Origin of the sequence: Streptomyces sp. NPDC058198, from assembly GCF_042882605.1 — a bacterium.
GTDB lineage: Bacteria > Actinomycetota > Actinomycetes > Streptomycetales > Streptomycetaceae > Streptomyces.
Genome location: NZ_JBHVVP010000001.1, coordinates 1,571,739 through 1,588,692 on the forward strand (window position 1 = coordinate 1,571,739; position 16,954 = coordinate 1,588,692).

The 16,954-nt window shown below is 71.6% G+C and carries 12 protein-coding genes; 7 read left to right on the forward strand and 5 right to left on the reverse strand.

Annotated features, from left to right (window positions below):
• Positions 1-71: 71 nt before the first annotated feature.
• The 3 genes from glgX to treY all read left to right on the forward strand — a co-directional run bounded on the left by glgX (position 72) and on the right by treY (position 5,496).
• Positions 72-2,192, forward strand: coding sequence for a glycogen debranching protein GlgX (gene glgX, locus ACFVWW_RS06955; RefSeq protein WP_384188961.1), 2,121 nt, complete (start codon positions 72-74; stop codon positions 2,190-2,192).
• 90 nt (positions 2,193-2,282) lie between these two features.
• Entirely contained in the window at positions 2,283-3,059 is a 777-nt protein-coding gene (locus ACFVWW_RS06960) for a GNAT family N-acetyltransferase (protein WP_386876343.1), read from the forward strand.
• A 73-nt stretch (positions 3,060-3,132) separates the two neighbouring features.
• Entirely contained in the window at positions 3,133-5,496 is a 2,364-nt protein-coding gene (gene treY, locus ACFVWW_RS06965; RefSeq protein ID WP_386876345.1) for a malto-oligosyltrehalose synthase, read from the forward strand.
• Between the two features lie 72 nt (positions 5,497-5,568).
• On the opposite strand, the gene ACFVWW_RS06970 is transcribed toward treY, so the two are convergent.
• Positions 5,569-6,117: an FHA domain-containing protein gene (locus ACFVWW_RS06970; protein ID WP_384188965.1), complete on the reverse strand. Its 549-nt coding sequence runs from the start codon at positions 6,115-6,117 to the stop codon at positions 5,569-5,571.
• A gap of 228 nt (positions 6,118-6,345) precedes the next feature.
• Between ACFVWW_RS06970 and treZ the strand changes: the two genes are divergently transcribed.
• The gene (gene treZ, locus ACFVWW_RS06975; protein ID WP_386876347.1) at positions 6,346-8,091 is read left to right on the forward strand and encodes a malto-oligosyltrehalose trehalohydrolase; all 1,746 of its coding nucleotides are present in this window, start codon (positions 6,346-6,348) and stop codon (positions 8,089-8,091) included.
• Positions 8,092-8,177: 86 nt separating this feature from the next.
• Here treZ and ACFVWW_RS06980 read toward each other — a convergent pair whose 3' ends face one another.
• From ACFVWW_RS06980 to ACFVWW_RS06990, 3 genes are all read right to left on the reverse strand, one after another.
• A complete protein-coding gene (locus ACFVWW_RS06980; protein ID WP_384188968.1) occupies positions 8,178-9,317 on the reverse strand; it encodes an aminopeptidase P family protein in 1,140 nt (379 codons plus the stop codon).
• Positions 9,318-9,436: 119 nt separating this feature from the next.
• Positions 9,437-10,393: a hypothetical protein gene (locus tag ACFVWW_RS06985; protein WP_384188970.1), complete on the reverse strand. Its 957-nt coding sequence runs from the start codon at positions 10,391-10,393 to the stop codon at positions 9,437-9,439.
• 212 nt (positions 10,394-10,605) lie between these two features.
• Complete coding sequence (locus ACFVWW_RS06990; RefSeq protein ID WP_386876350.1) at positions 10,606-11,250, reverse strand: nucleoside/nucleotide kinase family protein; 645 nt, start codon at positions 11,248-11,250, stop codon at positions 10,606-10,608.
• A gap of 53 nt (positions 11,251-11,303) precedes the next feature.
• On the opposite strand from ACFVWW_RS06990, the gene ACFVWW_RS06995 reads away from it, so the two are divergent.
• The 3 genes from ACFVWW_RS06995 to ACFVWW_RS07005 all read left to right on the forward strand — a co-directional run bounded on the left by ACFVWW_RS06995 (position 11,304) and on the right by ACFVWW_RS07005 (position 15,884).
• A complete protein-coding gene (locus tag ACFVWW_RS06995) occupies positions 11,304-11,714 on the forward strand; it encodes a VOC family protein (protein ID WP_386876352.1) in 411 nt (136 codons plus the stop codon).
• Between the two features lie 434 nt (positions 11,715-12,148).
• A complete protein-coding gene (locus ACFVWW_RS07000) occupies positions 12,149-14,572 on the forward strand; it encodes a GTPase-associated protein 1-related protein (RefSeq protein WP_386876354.1) in 2,424 nt (807 codons plus the stop codon).
• Between the two features lie 142 nt (positions 14,573-14,714).
• On the forward strand, positions 14,715-15,884 hold the full coding sequence (locus ACFVWW_RS07005; protein ID WP_386876356.1) for a damage-control phosphatase ARMT1 family protein: 1,170 nt from the start codon (positions 14,715-14,717) through the stop codon (positions 15,882-15,884).
• A 139-nt stretch (positions 15,885-16,023) separates the two neighbouring features.
• On the opposite strand, the gene ACFVWW_RS07010 is transcribed toward ACFVWW_RS07005, so the two are convergent.
• Positions 16,024-16,797, reverse strand: a complete 774-nt coding sequence (locus tag ACFVWW_RS07010) for an aminotransferase class IV family protein (RefSeq protein ID WP_386876358.1) — start codon at positions 16,795-16,797, stop codon at positions 16,024-16,026.
• Between the last annotated feature and the right edge of the window lie 157 nt (positions 16,798-16,954).

The following is a 16,954-nucleotide window of genomic DNA, read 5'->3' on the forward strand; positions in this document are numbered from 1 at the left end:
GCGGCACTTTCGGGGAAGATCTGGCTCAAGAGCCCCGCAGCACCCGGATCAGAAATGGAAGAGTCATATCTATGCAGGTCTGGCCGGGACAGGCGTATCCCCTCGGCGCCACGTACGACGGCGCCGGTACCAACTTCGCGGTCTACTCAGAGGCCGCCAACCGGATCGAGTTGTGCCTGCTGCACGACGACGGTTCAGAAACGGCGGTGGAACTGCGCGAAACCGACGCCTTCGTACGGCACGCCTATCTGCCGGGCATCATGCCCGGTCAGCGCTACGGCTTCCGGGTCCACGGCCCGTACGAACCGGAGCGGGGGCAGCGCTGCAACTCCGCCAAACTGCTCCTCGATCCGTACGCGCGTGCGGTCAGCGGCAGTATCGACTGGGGCGAGTCGGTGTACGGCTACCACTTCGGCAAGCCCGACTCGCGCAACGACATGGACTCAGCGCCCCACACGATGTCCGCGGTGGTCGTCAATCCGTACTTCGACTGGGGCGACGACCGGCTGCCGCGTACGGACTATCACCGTACGGTGCTCTACGAGGCCCATGTGAAGGGCCTGACCATGCTCCATCCGGAGCTGCCCGAGGAGCTGCGCGGCACCTACGCGGGACTCGCCCATCCGGCGGTGATCGAACACCTGACGGAACTGGGCGTCACCGCGCTGGAACTGATGCCGGTGCACCAGTTCGTCAACGACCACCGGCTGGTGGACGCGGGCCTCAGTAATTACTGGGGTTACAACACCATCGGATTCTTCGCGCCGCACAACACCTACGCGTCGTGGGGCGACCGGGGCGAACAGGTCCTGGAGTTCAAGCAGGCCGTACGGGCGCTGCACCGGGCGGGGATCGAGGTGATCCTCGATGTCGTCTACAACCACACGGCGGAGGGCAACCATCTCGGCCCGACGCTCTCCTTCCGGGGCCTCGACAACGCGCAGTACTACCGGCTCGGCGAGAATCCGCGCTACTACACGGATACGACGGGGACCGGGAACTCGCTGCTGATGCGCAGCCCGCACGTACTCCAGCTGATCATGGACTCGCTGCGGTACTGGGTGACCGAGATGCATGTCGACGGCTTCCGCTTCGACCTCGCGGCGACGCTGGCCCGCCAGTTCCACGAGGTGGACCGGCTGTCGTCCTTCTTCGATCTGGTGCAGCAGGATCCGGTGGTCAGCCAGGTGAAGCTGATCGCCGAGCCCTGGGACGTGGGCGAGGGCGGCTACCAGGTGGGGAACTTCCCGCCGCTGTGGACCGAGTGGAACGGGAAGTACCGCGACACCGTACGGGACCTCTGGCGGGGTGAGCCCAGAACGCTGGCGGAGTTCGCGTCCCGGCTGACCGGCTCGTCCGATCTGTACCAGGACGACGGGCGCCGGCCGCTGGCCTCCATCAACTTCACCACCTGTCATGACGGCTTCACCCTGCACGATCTGGTCGCCTACAACGACAAGCACAATGAGGCCAACTGCGAGGGCAACCGGGACGGCGAGAGCCACAACCGGTCCTGGAACTGCGGGGCGGAGGGCGAAACCGACGATCCGGAGATCCAGGAACTGCGGAATCGTCAGATGCGGAACTTCATCGCGACGCTGATGCTCTCCCAGGGTGTGCCGATGCTCAGCCACGGCGACGAGTTCGGCCGCACGCAGGGCGGCAACAACAACGCGTACTGCCAGGACAACGAGGTCTCCTGGGTCCGCTGGCCCGAGCCGGGCGCGGAGACCGACACCACCCTGCTGGACTTCACCCAGGCCATGGTCTGGCTGCGCCGCGACCATCCGGTGCTCAGGCGCCGGCGCTTCTTCCACGGACGTCCGGTGGAAGGGACGCACGACGACCTCTCGGACATCTCGTGGTTCACCCCCGAGGGCGAGGAGATGACACAGCGGGACTGGCAGGCCGCACACGCCCAGGCCATGACGGTCTTCCTGAACGGCCACGCCATCTCCGAGCCGGGGCCGCGCGGTGAGCGGATCTCGGACGACTCGTTCCTGCTGATGTTCAACGCGAGCGCCGACGAGCTGGATTTCGTGGTCCCCGTGAACCACGGCCGGCAGTGGCAGATCATGGTGGACACGGCCCGCCCGGAAGGAGTGGCTCCGGGCCAGGGAGAGAAGGTCGACGGGGGCGAACGGATCACGATGATCGGCCGCAGTATGACGGTACTGATGCGTCCGGCGTAGCCCTCATGCTGACCCCGGCGGCTGCCTACCGGCGGCGCGGCGCCCAATATCCGCTTGCCGCGCCGCCCCGCCGGATGGTGCGGTGGCCGGATGGATCACGACGCGGTACTGACCCTGTTCGACCGGCGGATGCGCCAGGACTCACCTCCCGACGGCCCCGGGGCCCGGGTCGAACGGGTCGGGGATGTCGTACGGCAGACCGGCGCCGAGCACGACTGGAACGGCGTCCTGTGGTCGGGCCTGGACGAGGACACCGCGGACGCGGCGATCAGGGCCCAGGTCGAGCATTTCACCTCACTCGGGCGTGAGTTCGAATGGAAGCTCTACGCTCATGACCGGCCCGGCGACCTCGCGGGGCGGCTGCGGGCGGCCGGGTTCACCCCTGAACCCACGGAGACGCTCATGGTCGCGGAGACCGGGGACCTGTCGACGGAGATCGAGCTGCCCGAGGGCGTACGGCTGCGCCCCGTGACCGACGCGGCCGGTATGGATCTCCTGGCGGACGTCCACGAACAGGCGTTCGGCAGGGCCGACGCCTCGTTCAGGCAGCGGCTGCGGGACCGGCTCGCCGAGGCCCCTGACACCCTCTCTGCTGTCGTGGCGATGGCCGGCGAGGTGCCGGTGTCCGCCGCGCGGATGGAGCTGCCGCCGGGCCGGCAGTTCGCCGGCCTGTGGGGCGGCGGCACCGTGGAGGCGTGGCGCGGCAAGGGCATCTACCGGGCCCTGATCGCCTACCGGGCCGGGATCGCCGCCGCCCGCGGCTACCGCTATCTGCAGGTCGACGCCCAGGACCGGAGCCGGCCGATCCTTCAGCGCCTGGGGTTCGCCGCTCTGAGTACGACCACGCCGTACGTGTACCGGCCGTGACGGCGGCGCCGTCGGGTGCGCGTACGCAGGAGCCGATGACACACATGGCGCCAAGCGGGGTACGTACGACCGTATGACGCCCACCGCGACCTACCGGCTCCAGCTCCAGCCGGACTTCCCCTTCTCGGCCGCCGAGAGGGCGGTGCCGTATCTCGCCGCGCTCGGGGTCTCGCATCTGCATCTGTCGCCGGTGCTGGAGGCCGTACCGGGCTCGCGACACGGCTATGACGTCGTCGACCACGCGTCCGTGCGGGCCGAGCTGGGGGGTGAGGAGGGTCTGCGGCGGCTGGCCCGTAAGGCCCGTGAGCACGGTCTCGGGCTCGTCCTGGACATCGTGCCCAACCACATGGCCGCCGAGCCCCGGCACAACAAAGCCCTCTGGGAGGTGCTGCGCGAGGGGCGGGACTCGCCGTACGCCCGCTGGTTCGACATCGACTGGGACGCGGGCGACGGCAAGCTGCTGCTGCCCGTACTGCCGGGGCCCCTCGGGGACGAGCTGGGTGCGCTGCGCGCCGAGGACGGCCTGCTGCACCACGGCGACCAGCGGTTCCCCCTCTCGGCAGGCACCGAGGGGCTTGGGCTGCCCGAGCTGCTCGACGCCCAGCACTACCGGCTCGCCTGGTGGCGGCTGGCCCGTACCGAACTCAACTACCGGCGCTTCTTCACCATCTCCGAGCTGATCGGGGTGCGGGTGGAGGACCCGGAGGTCTTCGCCGCCACCCACGCCAAGATCCTTGAGCTGGTACGGGACGGAGTCGTCGAGGGACTGCGCATCGACCACCCGGACGGGCTCGCCGACCCGGAGGAGTATCTGCGCCGGCTGAACGAGGCCACGGGCGGAGGCTGCTGGACGGTCGTGGAGAAGATCCTCACCGACGACGAACCGCTGCCCGCCGGCTGGCCGGTCGCGGGCACCACCGGCTATGACGCCCTGCGCCATATCGACGGGCTGTTCACGGACCCGGCGGGCGCCGGGGCGCTGGAGGAGCGGTACCGCGACGTCGCGGGGCCCGCCGGCGACCGCGGCGGCTACTGGGAGGGGACGGTGCGCCGGGCCGCGTACAAGGTGGTCATCCATGAACTGGCCGCCGAGACCGCCTTCCTGAGCCGCACGGCAGAGCGCGTCTGCGCCGCCGATCCCGCCCTGCGCGATCACGCGCCCTGGGCGCTGCGTACGGCGATCCGTGAGCTGCTGGTACGGGTTCCCGTCTACCGCCCGTACACAACGGCGGGCGGGCCGAGCCCCGAGGCGGCGGAGGCGGCGGTCTCCGAGGAGGCGGTCCGGCAGGCGAAGGCCGCCTTCGTGGTGGAGCAGGAGGCGGCGGCCGTCGACGTGGTGCGCGAGCTGGCGCTCGGCAGGCTCGGTACGGGCCCCGACCACACCGCGTTCTGCGCGCGCTTCGCGCAGACCGCCTCCGCGCTGCGGGCCAAGTCCGTGGAGGACACCGCCTTCTACCGCTATGTGCCGCTGATCTCCGCGAACGAGGTGGGCGGTGATCCCGGGCGGCCCGCGGTGAGCCCGGAGCGGTTCCACGCGTACTGCGCCCGGCTGGCGCGCGACTGGCCGGCCACCGGCACCGTACTGACCACGCACGACACCAAGCGCAGCGCGGATGTGCGGGCCGGCATCGCCGTGCTGTCCGAGTGCCCCGAGCGCTGGGACGAGCTGCTGGAGCGAGTGGCGGGCGCGCCGGCGCCGGACCCGCAGGTGGCGTGGCAGGCCTGGCAGACGGCGGTGGGGTTCACGCCCGCGGGCGAGGGGGGCGAGGGGGCGCTTCCCGAGGGCGCGCGGATGCTGCCCGCGCTGCTGAAGTCCGTACGGGAAGCGGGGCTGCACACCAGCTGGACGGAGCCCGATCCGCTGTACGAGCGGGCGCTGACCGACTTCGTCGAGGCGGGCCCCGCCGGACCCGCGCGCCGGACGGTCGCGGGCTTCAACCGCGCCCTCGCCCCGTTCGTACGGGCCAGTGCGCTGGGCGCGGCGCTGGTGCAGCTGACCATGCCGGGGGTGCCCGACCTCTATCAGGGCACGGAGCGTGCGTACTTCGCGCTGGTGGACCCGGACAACCGGCGGCCGTTCAGGACGGGGCCGCCCGACGAGAAGACGGTGGTCACGACGGCGGCGCTGCGGCTGCGCCGGGACCGGCCTGAGGTGTTCGGCGAGTCGGGGACGTACGCCCCGCTGCACGCGACGGGACCGGCCGCCGAGCACTGTCTGTCCTTCTGCCGCTCGGGCGAGGTGGTCACGGCCGTCACCCGGCTGCCGCTGCGGCTGGCGAAGGCGGGCGGCTGGCAGGGGACGGAACTGGTGCTGCCGGCGGGCCGGTGGGCGGATCTGCTCGCCTCGCCCGGGCGGGAGTTCGAGGGCGGCGCTCCGCTGGATCTGGCGGTGCTGTTCGCGGAGCGTCCCGTCGCGCTGCTCAGCCGCCGGGACTGACGAGCCGCGTCCACCCGGGCGTCCACGCCGGCATCGACGCGGATAGCCGCGCGGCCGTCGCGGGCGTCCGCGTCAGTGGGAGGCGAGCCGGAAACTCATCTGACCGAAGCTCACCATGTCCCCGTCCCGCACCACGACCGTCGTGGTCACCCGCCGTCCGTTGACGGTCGTGCCATTGGTCGAGCCGAGGTCGCGCAGCACCCACAGCCCGCCTTGCGTGCTCAGTTCGGCATGCAGCCGCGAGACCGTGTCATGGCTGAGCCGCAGCCCGTTCAGCGGGTCGCGGCCGATGCGCAGGGGGTAAGGACCGGCCTGCGGCAGCAGTAGTTTCGGCAGCCGTTCCACCTGCCAGGCCCTGCGCAGCCGCTGCGAGAACGCGGACACCCGGCCCACCGTGCCGAACAGCCGTCTCGACCAGCGGCCGTCGGTCTCCAGATCCGCGGTGAGTATCTTCAGCTCATCGGCCCTGCGGGCGGCCAGCGCCAGATCCATCCGGCGCAGAAAGGTGTCGTGTGACAGCCTGCCCTGTGCCGCGCCCTCCCTGAGCACCGCAAGGACACGGTCGCGCTCGGCGTCGGAGAGCCGCGCGGGATACGTGTGGAACTCGAAGGAGGATGTCACAGATCTGATTGTCCGCCGGACGGCCCTGGAGTGTCCAGACTGTCCGGGGTTCCCGCCGCTCCCGGCGCCCCACTGACCTGCACCGGAAGGGACGGCTCCGCCTGCCGCGGCCCCTGCGGCCACAGTGACGGCGGGAAACCTCCACCCGATTCGTCGCATCTCCGGGCTCCGGGCCCACTCTCTTGTCACCATGTGGGGGACAGTGCCGATGACAAGGGGGAATCGCCCGTGCAGTTCGAGGTGTGGGCACCGCAGGCGCGGGACCGGGTCGTGCTCCATCTGGAGGACGGCGCCCGGCCCATGGAGCGTGATCCGGAGCGGGCGGGCTGGTGGACCGCCGGGGCGCCCGCCGCCGAGGGGACGCGGTACGGCTTCGCCCTCGACGGCGGCCTCGTCCTGCCCGACCCGCGCTCGCGCCGCCAGCCGGACGGACCGGACGGGACGAGCGCCGTCGTGGACCAGGCGGCGTACGACTGGCGTGCCCCGTGGCAGGGCCGTGACCTTCCGGGCGCCGTCCTGTACGAGCTGCACATCGGCACCTTCACCCCCGAGGGCACCTTCGACGCGGCGGCCGCGCGGCTCGCCCCACTGGCCGAACTGGGAATCACCCATGTCGAGCTGATGCCGGTCTGCCCGTTCCCCGGGACACACGGGTGGGGGTACGAGGGCGTGTCACTGTGGGCGGTCCACGAACCGTACGGCGGCCCTGAGGCGCTCAAGCGTTTTGTCGACACGGCGCACGGCCTGGGCCTCGGTGTCGTACTCGACGTCGTCCACAACCATCTCGGTCCCGCCGGCAATTATCTGCCGCAGTTCGGGCCCTACTTCACCGAGACCCACCACACCCCGTGGGGCGCGGCCGTCAATCTCGACGCCCCCGGCTCGGACGAGGTCCGCGCCTTTCTTCTCGGCAGCGCCCTGGCCTGGCTGCGGGACTTCCGGCTGGACGGGCTGCGGCTCGACGCCGTACACGCACTCGCCGACCACCGCGCGCTGACCTTCCTCGAAGAGCTGTCGACCGCCGTCGACGCCCTCTCCGCCGACCTGGGCCGGCCGCTCTTCCTGATCGCCGAGTCCGACCTCGGCGACCCCCGCACCACCACGCCCCGCGCCGAGGGCGGCCTCGGACTGCACGCCCAGTGGAACGACGACTTCCATCACGCCCTGCACACCGCCCTGACCGGCGAATCCCAGGGCTACTACGCCGACTTCGCCCGCGAGCCGCTCGCCGCGCTCGCGAAGACCCTCACCCGGGTCTTCTTCCACGACGGTACGTATTCGAGCTTCCGCGGCAGGGCGCACGGCCGGCCCGTCGACCGTACGAGAACGCCGGCGCACCGCTTCCTCGGCTACGCCCAGACCCATGACCAGATCGGCAACCGCGCGCTCGGCGACCGGCTCTCCGCCACCCTCTCCCCCGGGCTGCTGGCCTGCGCCGCCGCGCTCGTACTGACAGGGCCGCACACCCCGATGCTCTTCATGGGCGAGGAGTGGGGCGCGTCCACCCCGTGGCAGTTCTTCACCGACCACCCCGACCCGATCCTCGCCGAGGCCGTACGTACCGGCCGGCGGCGGGAGTTCGCGGCGCACGGCTGGGCGGAGGAGGACATCCCCGATCCACAGGATCCCGGGACACGGGACCGCTCCTGCCTCGACCGGACCGAGACCGGCAAGGAGCCGCACGCGCGGCTGCTGGCCTGGCACCGCGAGCTGATCGCCCTGCGGCACGGCCAGCCGGACCTCTCCGACCCGGATCTGGCGGCGATGCGGGTGGCGTACGACGAAGAGGCGCGCTGGCTGGCGTACCGCAGGGGCGATCTGCGGATCGCGGTGAACCTCTCCGGGGAGCCCGCGGAGATCCCCCTGGGCGGCGGCGGCCGGGTGCTCGCCGCCTGGGAGCCGGTCCGGCCGCCGGGCGCCGACGGGGTGCTCCGGCTGCCGCCGGAGTCCTGTGTCGTCCTCGCCGGCGGCTGAATCTCCGCGGGAACGGCGTCCGTTCGTCGGTCGACTTGTCAACCGACACGTCAGGCGATACGTCAGGCGACACGCCGGTCGACTCGTCAGTCGACGATCGCCATCTCGCGGGAGGTGTTGTTGAAGCGGCGGCCGGCGGTCTCCGTGACCGTGACGATGTCCTCGATCCTGACTCCGAAGCGGCCGGGGAGATAGATCCCGGGCTCGACGGAAAAGCACATGCCGGGCACCATCGGCCGCTCCTCGCCCTCGATCATGTAGGGCGGCTCGTGGGTGGTGACGCCGATGCCGTGTCCGGTGCGGTGGATGAAGTACTCGCCGTACCCGGCCGCCGCGATGACCGCACGGGCCGCCCGGTCGACGTCCTGGCAGCCGGCTCCGGGGCGTACCGCTTCGAACCCGGCCTGCTGTGCCTCGCGCACGACGTCGTGGACACGCCGCTCCTCGGCGGTGGGCTCGCCGACGTGGACGGTACGGGTGGTGTCGGAGCCGTAGCCGTGCTTGAGGCCGCCGAAGTCGAGGACGACCATGTCGCCCCGCTCGATGACGCGTTCATCGGCCTCGTGGTGCGGATCCGCGCCGTTGGGGCCCGAGCCGACGACGGTGAAGTCCACCTGGGAGTGGCCGTGCCGGAGGAGGAGCGCGGCGAGATCAGCGGCCACGTCGCACTCCCTGCGGCCGGCGAAGCGGACGTTCAGGATGTCTCCGTACGCGGCGTCGGCGGCCGCGCCCGCCGCCTCGACCCTGGCCAGCTCCCGGGCGTCCTTGACCGCCCGCAGCATCGGCAGGGCCTCGGTCAGCGCCACGTACGAGGTGCCGGGCAGTGTCTGTTGCAGGGCCAGCAGATGCATCGCCCAGGCGTTGTCGCTGACGCCGAACCGCCCGGCGGGATCCAGCAGCGGGGCGGTCACGCCGTACGGATCCTTGCCGTCGGTCCAGTCGCGCAGGGTGAGCGCGGGCGCGCCCGCGGCTCGCGCGGCGTCCGACGCCTCCAGGGTGGGCACCACCAGCACCGGGTCCTGGCCCGCGGCGACGACGAGCAGGGTGAGCCGCTCGGTCTCCGCGGTGGGCCGGTAGCCGGTGAGATACGCCAGGTCGGGGCCTGGCGCGATCAGCACGCCCGCCAGTCCCGCGTCGGCGGCCGACTCGGCCGCGCGGGCCATCCGGGCGCGGTAGTCGTCCGCGGTGAACGGCGCGGGGGTGGTGGACGCGGGGGTGGTGGGCATGGGTCTCCTTGCTGGGTGGGTTCGGTCCTCTGGGTTTTCCGGGTGGGCTCGGTTTTCCGGGTGGGCTCGGTCCGGCGGGCAGGCTCAGTCGTCCGGGCGGGCTCGGCCTTCTGGGTGGCTCAGTCCGGCGGGTCCTGCTCGACCAGCCGTTCCAGCAGCTCCTGGAAGTCGTCGCCGACGACGATCCGCAGCCCCTCGCCGTCCTCGTCCTCGTCGCTGAGCTGGGTGAGTGTGCCGCCCCGCCACCAGTAGACGTACGGGCTGATGGCCCCCGGGGTGTCCTCGAAACCGGAGGCGGCGAAGGCCGCCATGGCGTTCAGCGACGGGATCATGGTCATGTCGCGGATGACATGGAAGGCGAGCTGATGCCGGAAGGGGATGGCGACCAGCGCTCCGTCCGGGGAGATCCGCTGCCCGGTGACCTGCTGGACGACCGCCTCCAGCGCGAGGACCCGGCTGGCCGTGTAGAACGAGTCGCCGAGGAGCACCTCGAAGCGCATCCCGTCGGAGTCCTTGACCGTCTCGCTCACCTCGACCGGCAGCTCCCGGAGATTGCCCAGGGCCTGGTCACGCAGGTGCCTGAGCTCACCGAGCGGCTCCAGCGCCTCGTCCGTGAGCATCATGACGCTCTCGGGAAGGTCGAGGGCGAGCACTTCGTACAGCCCGGGGGCGACAGACCGCGCATAGCCGAAGCTCTGCGGGTCGAGGCCCTCCCGGCTGATCACGCGCGGGTAGAGCTGGGCGCGGATCTGCTCGGGCGGCAGGGTGTCCAGGGCGGAGGGGGCGTCCATGGTCCGCAGCACCATCCCGGCGTGCTGCCGGGCCAGTTCGCCCCAGACGCGGGGCCCGCGGTCGTCGTTGTGGCAGACGGCGGCGAGATTGCCCAGGCCGAACTGGCGGCCGCCGCTGTCGGTCACCACGTCCGCGTAGACCGTGACCTCCAGGCCGTGTTCCGCGAAGGCCTCGCGGACCTGGCCGCGGAAGAGCGCGCCCTCGTCGACCGAGAAGAAGGAGAAAGCGGGGTCACGAGGCGTATCGCGTCCGTCACGCTTCGGCCCTCGTCGGAACAAACCCACGCCATCGCCTCCACTCGTGTCCGTGCCGTGTCCGTGCCGTGTCCGTGCCGTGTCCGTGCCGTGTCCGTGCCGTGTCCGTGCCTGTCGGTGCCTGTCCGTGTCCACGCCGGTGTCCGGGTGCGTGCTATTCGTCTCGATTGCCGTCCCAGTGATGATCGTCGCCCTGCCGACCGCCGAAACCCCGATACCAGGACCTTCCGGCCGCACAGATCTTAGGTCGTGCCAGACAGGGCCTGGATCCCGACCACGACGTCGGCGCGGTCCCGGCACTCCGCCACCAGCCGGGCATTGACCTCGTCCGACTCCCTGGCCCAGCGCTCGGCGCGGGGCCGGTCCTTGCCGAAGCGGACATGCCGGTCGATGAGCCGGGACACGCGCACCTCGGGGTCGAGCTCCAGAAACCAGGTCTCGTCGAGATGCGTACGGACCGGCGCCCAGGGGCCGTCGTCGTACAGCAGATAGTTGCCCTCCGTGATGACGAGAGGGATGTCCGACCCGACGGGGATGCTGCCCGCCACCGGCTCCTCCAGGGAGCGGTCGAACGCGGGCGCGTAGACGACGGTGCCGGGGGCGGGGGCGCGCAGCCGGGCGAGCAGCGCGGCGTAGCCGGCGGCGTCGAAGGTGTCGGGGGCGCCCTTGCGGTCCGCGCGTCCGAGCCGGTTCAGCTCGGCCTGGGCGAGATGGAAGCCGTCCATGGGGACGAGGACGGCGAGCCCGCCGAGGTTTTCGACGAGCCGGGCGGCGAGGGTGGTCTTGCCCGCGCCGGGCGCTCCGGCGATGCCGAGGATGCGGCGGCGGCCCGAGACGGCCAGCCGGCGGGCCCGGCCGGTGAGGTGAGCGATCTGCTGCGCGTCCATGGGGGCATTGTTCCACCCTTGCCCGTGCGCAGTCATACGTATAACGTAAAGACATGTCGCTTATCGCCCTGGTCACCCTTGTCGTCGACGACTACGACAAGGCCATCGCCTTCTACACGGACGCCCTCGGTTTCCAGCTGATCGAGGACACCGACCGGGGCGACGGCTCCCGCTGGGTCGTGGTCCGCCCCCGTGGTGCCGACGGCTCCGGCGGCTCCGGCGACGGATCCACCGGCCTGCTGCTGGCGCGCGCCAAGGACGACGCGCAGCGCGCGAGCGTCGGCGCGCAGACGGGCGGCCGGGTCGGCTTCTTCCTCCACACCGAGGACTTCGCCCGCGACCACACCCGGATGGTGGCCGCCGGGGTCCGTTTCCTGGAGGAGCCCCGCCATGAGCCGTACGGCTCGGTCGCGGTCTTCGAGGACCTCTACGGAAATCGCTGGGACCTGCTCCAGCCCGCGTAGGGCGTCGGCTCGTGTAGAGCGGGCGCCCCGGAATTCCGGAAAGCACAGCCGGTGCGGCGGACGATCTGCTGGGATGGACGCGCACGGCTGACCGGTGGTGACGGTGGCGCGGGGCGGGGCCGGAGTCCGGGCGTCTTCCCGGGCCGCGGCACCGGGGCACGATCGTGGTCCGGCCGAGTGGTGGAGAGCCGCGTCGCGCCGGTACGGTCGGGCGCGAGATCCGGTCGGCCGCCCGCCGGTCCCGGTACGCTCCGCGCGGCTTCCTCCTCGGCGGCCGGGCGGCCTCCGTGCGCCTCGAAGAGCCCTTCCCCGCAAATCTGGTGGTTCGCTGACATGACGACCGTCATCCGCCCCTACTGCCTCGGCCGCGCCCCGGCGGCGCGGCGGCCCCACAGATGCCTGATGACGGCTGCCGGGACGACGGGGGCCGGCGCATGAGCCTGGCACAGCTGCACTACACCTCCGCGCCGCCCGGACCCGACGGGTCGGGCTTCCGGTTCACGGCGGTCACGCCCGGCGTCCCCGAGTCGCTGCTCAGGGAGGCCGAGCAGCTCATCGGGTACGAGCCACCGCGCGACGCGCCTTCGCGTCCCACGGACGCCGAACTCACCGCGTTTCCGCAGGCGTTCAGCCACAGCGTGCTCTCGGACGGCAGCCGGCTCCTGGCCAGGACGGTGTACACGGGAGCGGACCACAGCGGGGGCTGGGGCAATTTCCACGCCCATGCGGTCCATCTTCCCGCCCATCTGCCCGCAGGGGCGCGGGAGTCCGCGGGAGCGTCTCCCATCGGCGCCTGGAACGCTCCGCAGTGGGCCATCGCCACCCCGGCCGGCGGGGTGCCCGCGCCGATGGAGGAGCTCCCGGTGTCGCGGAGCTTCGAGAGGCGCGGGCTGGTCGAGTTCGCCGCCTCGCGCGCACCGTGGCTCGCGGGGTTCTTCGCCGGTCTGCGCGCGCTGAGTGAGGACGAATCGGCCCCTCGGATCGTTCTTGTCGAGCGTGACAGCGCGGATGTGGCGCGGTGGATCGCGCTGGCCAGTAACGTCCTGCCGCGCGAGAGCGTCCACCGGCTGACCTTCACCACGTACACGAGACGTCCGCAGCTGGCCCGGCAGCAGATCATCGGGGTCCTGCCGGACGACGCGCAGGGGCTGGCCGGGGATGAGCGCCGCTACCGCGTCCTCGACCGTACCGGCCGTGAGCCGGCGGAACCCGTCGCGGACGCCTGGGCCGAGATCGCCGCGCGGGTATGGCTGGGCAGGGCTCCCGAGGTGTTCGCCGAGGCGGCCACGCTGCCGGGCGGCCCGTTCGCCCCCGGCCCCCTCGCTGTCGCCGCGCTGTGCACGGGGATATCGCCGGGTACGAACGGCCGTACGGAAGCGGCCGACTGGGCGCGCGCGCACGCGCACGCGCTGGACGGCCGGCAGCTGCAGCAGCTGGTCGACGCTCTGTGCGCGCCCGCCGAGGACCGTACGCCTGCCGAAACGGCAGCCCTCACCCGGCTGTTCGAGGCGCTCGACGGCAGGGCTCCGGCCGCCACGACCGCGCCGCTCGGGGCTCTGGTGCTGACCGAGGCCGTCCGCACGCCGCGGGCCGGGCTCGGACTGCCCGATCTGCGGCTTTCAACGCTCCCCGAGGAGCTCAAGCGGCGCCTCGCCGACGAGCTGGCCCCCGATCTGCGCGCGGGCATCGCGGCGGACCTGACGGACGGTGGCCCAGCCACCTCACGCCCGGTGGAACTGCTGCGCGTCGCCGAGCTGCTCGGCGTGGACTGTACGGATCAGCTGCCCGGCCTCGCCCGCCGGCTGTCCCACGCGCTGATCGCGGAGCCGGAGGCGGCCTATACCCCCGCCGTACACACGGCGCTGGAGGAGTACTTCGATCTGCGCACCGCCGTGCTCAGCAGGCTCGACGGCCTCGCCGCGGGCGACCCTCCGGCCGGCGCCCGGCTGCTCGGCCGGACTTCCCTTCCCTTCCGGGGAGTTCAGGCGCTGCCGCATCTGAAGATGTGCGCCGAGGCTCCCGTACCGACGCCGGAAGGCGGTGACCGCGTCGGCGCACTGCACTCCGTACTGCGCGCGGCGGCCGTCTCGCCGTTCGCCGATCCGCTCGTGCTGCGCACCGCCGTCCGGCTGGTGTGGGGCGACAGCACACCGACCGCGGGCGAGGCCCGGCTGATGCTCGCGGAAAGCGGGTCCGACGCCCACCGCGGGGCGGGCACCTGGCACGTCCTGGTGCGGGCCGCGCTCGACGGGCCCGGCGACAGCCCCGAGGCCCCGGATCTCGCCCACGATCTGCTGCGCTGCTTTCCCGAGGAGCTGGAACCGCGCGTACGGAAAGCCCTGTTGCTCCTCGAATTCGCCGGTGACCTCACGGCGGGGCGGGCGGGATCCGGCTGGACGGACCGGGCGCTGTCGCTGCGGGCCGACGCGGAACCGGTGGAACCCGGCGTGCTGGAGCAGGTGTTCGGCGCCCTGTCCCGCGAGCTGCTCTCCGAGCAGCGACCGGAAGGGGAGCTGTACGCCCTGGTCCACTGCGGCGACCCGGATCTCACCGCGGCGTACGGCAGGGCCGCCCGCGAGGACCGCGTACGCGACCGGCTGCGCACCGTCCCCGCCTATGCGGCCGACTGTTTCACCGCCTGGACCTCCCTCCCGGGGGCGAACCGCGCCTGGGACGAGAGCCGTACGGCCCTGCTCGACAAGGTGCTGCGTCCCGTCGTACGTGCGCTGCCCGCCGAGGACATCGCCGCGGTCGAGCAATGCCTGGAGCGCACGGGCCGCAAGGCCGAGGAATTCCGCACCTGGAACCGCCCGGGCGCCTTCGGCCGCCTCAGCCTGCGCTTCGGCCGCCGATCATGACCACAAGACAGGCCCGCTGACCCACCACGGTGGTTCAGCGGGCCAAGCCGGGCCACCGGGAGCGCGGTCGTCGGCAGCGAGCCGGCGCCGTCGCCCTCTCCGTCCGGCCCCGCCGAACCACCGTGAAGGAAGTCCGCACACCATGACGCAGCCCGCCCCCGTCGTCATCAGCAACGTCGCAGGTTCCTTTGCCTGGGGCGTCCTCCACGACCGCCACCCGGCCCTGATCGAGCGCGTCCGCCGGGCCACGCCTTACCCGTCCGTGCAGCAGCGCGCCCTGGACGCCCTCCTGGAGGAAACCGCCGAGGGCGGCGTGATCCTCCCCCTGCCCGACAGTGAGCCCGGCGCGGACCAGTGGCAGGACTGGGGGAAGGGGTACTTCGGCGGGCGCTGGGTGGACGCCCCGTTCCTCTGGGCGGAGAGCTACTTCTACCGCAAGCTCCTGGCCGCTCTCAGCTACTTCACTCCGGGCCCGTGGCAGGGCATCGACCCCTTCGCCCCGTTCAAGAACGCCGAGCTCGCGGGCCCGACCGTGGACGCCGAGCTGACCGCCCTCGACCAGCTTCCCCAGCTCCCGCCCGAGGAACGGAACCGCACGCTTCTCCACGCCTCCCTCTGGGGCAACCGCGCGGATCTGGGCTTCGCCCTCTCGGCGGGCGACACCGGTCTCGGCGACCGTGTCACCGGGCTCGTCGCCGACGACTCCGCCGCGCTGTGGGCGGCCCTGTCCGCCACCCGGCCGGGCAAGGTCTGCCTGGTGGCCGATAACGCCGGACCCGAACTCCTCCCCGACCTGGTCCTCGCCGACCACCTGCTCCACACCGACCGCGCCGCGTCCGTCGCCCTCCACCTGAAGCCGTATCCGTACTACGTCTCCGACGCCACCACCACCGACACCCTGGCCTGCCTCCACCGCCTGGCCACGGCCCCCGGCTACGCCTCCGACATCGGCGAGCGCCTGCGCCGAGCCCTCACCACCGGCCGCCTCACCCTGCACGCCCACCCGTTCTCCTGCGCCCCGCTCCCCTACGCGGACATGCCCGCCGATCTCCACGACGACTTCGCCACCGCCACCTTGACGATCATGAAGGGCGACCTGAACTACCGCCGCCTCGTCGGCGACCAGCACTGGCCGGCCACCACTCCGTTCGCCGACGCCACGTCGTACTTCCCCGGACCGGTCACGACTCTGCGCACGCTGAAGTCGGACGTCATCACAGGGCTCGCCCCAGAGACCGTGCGGGCACTGGAAGCAGCCGGCCCAGGCTGGCGCACCAACGGCACCCATGCCCTGGTTCAAGTCAGCTCGTAACCCACGCCAAAGCTAAGCGTGCCGAAGACGCGTCCGTCCCATCCGCCGGAGGAGCCGGCCAAGAAGTTCGAGCCGTCCGAGCAGACCACCCTCCTCCGCGCCCGAGCCGAGCGACCAGCCCCATACCCGGGTTCCCGGATCAGAGGGAGTCGCCGGTTGCGTCCATGTACTCCTTGCGGAGAATGTCGATGATCGGGTGGTCCCCGGGCATCTCCATGTCATCGATGCGCGCGATGGCACGCACCCCGATGGCGGCATTGGTGGCGAACGCCGCCTTCATGGAAGCGACGTCTCCGAGTGCGACGGGGGCGACACGGTGCTCGTGGGCTTCTTGGAGGAGCCGCATCGTCACACCCACGAGGCAGTCCGCCTCGGGCCAGACCACCTGCTCACCGTCGAAGAAGCCGACATTCCAGGTGCCGCCCTCTGAGATGAGCTCGTTCCCATCCATGAAGAGCGCGTCGTCGAATCCACTGAGCTGGGCCACACGCCGATGGTGGAGCAGGCCGAAGAGCCCCACGCTCTTTACCTCGGGAGCGTCTCGTACGTACAAGGCTGACTGCACCCGCAGGGGCGGCAGGGGCAAGCTGACGGCCGGCCTGTGCGTGACGAGGATTTTAGGGTCAGTGGCGCGGTCCGGATGCCCCAGGTCCATGGCTGGGTCGAACACAGTGACGCGAATCGTGATCGACCCGCGGGCCGGCGCCACTCGCCGGATGAGCTCGCGGACACGCTCGACGTCGAGGTCCACTCCGAACAGAACTCGGCAGTCCCGGCCAAGCCTGTCGAGATGAAGCGCCAGGCCGCGAACGCGGCCTTCGTCCACTCGGAGACTCGTGAAGTGACCGTAATTGGTCAGCGCGAGCGCCTGAAGCTGATCCAGGCTGACGGGACGTCCGTTGAGTTCTGCCATGGACCCAGCATGGCAGCCGCGCCCGCCACACCCACGCTACGAGATCTCTCACGGGCTCGAACCTCGGCGAAACGTCGTGGCCCCGACAGTGAGACGACATTCCAACTGCATCACTGTGCGCGCCAGGCAGGCGACCCAAGGTTGGGGACGCGCCCAT

Bases quoted from the DNA above. Each gene is read 5' to 3' on its own strand.
- glgX (WP_384188961.1), top strand. From the start codon at position 72: ATGCAGGTCTGGCCGGGACAGGCGTATCCCCTCGGCGCCACGTACGAC.
- ACFVWW_RS06960 (WP_386876343.1), top strand. From the start codon at position 2,283: ATGGATCACGACGCGGTACTGACCCTGTTCGACCGGCGGATGCGCCAG.
- treY (WP_386876345.1), top strand. From the start codon at position 3,133: ATGACGCCCACCGCGACCTACCGGCTCCAGCTCCAGCCGGACTTCCCC.
- ACFVWW_RS06980 (WP_384188968.1), bottom strand. From the start codon at position 9,317: ATGCCCACCACCCCCGCGTCCACCACCCCCGCGCCGTTCACCGCGGAC.
- ACFVWW_RS06990 (WP_386876350.1), bottom strand. From the start codon at position 11,250: ATGGACGCGCAGCAGATCGCTCACCTCACCGGCCGGGCCCGCCGGCTG.
- ACFVWW_RS06995 (WP_386876352.1), top strand. From the start codon at position 11,304: ATGTCGCTTATCGCCCTGGTCACCCTTGTCGTCGACGACTACGACAAG.
- ACFVWW_RS07000 (WP_386876354.1), top strand. From the start codon at position 12,149: ATGAGCCTGGCACAGCTGCACTACACCTCCGCGCCGCCCGGACCCGAC.
- ACFVWW_RS07005 (WP_386876356.1), top strand. From the start codon at position 14,715: ATGACGCAGCCCGCCCCCGTCGTCATCAGCAACGTCGCAGGTTCCTTT.
- ACFVWW_RS07010 (WP_386876358.1), bottom strand. From the start codon at position 16,797: ATGGCAGAACTCAACGGACGTCCCGTCAGCCTGGATCAGCTTCAGGCG.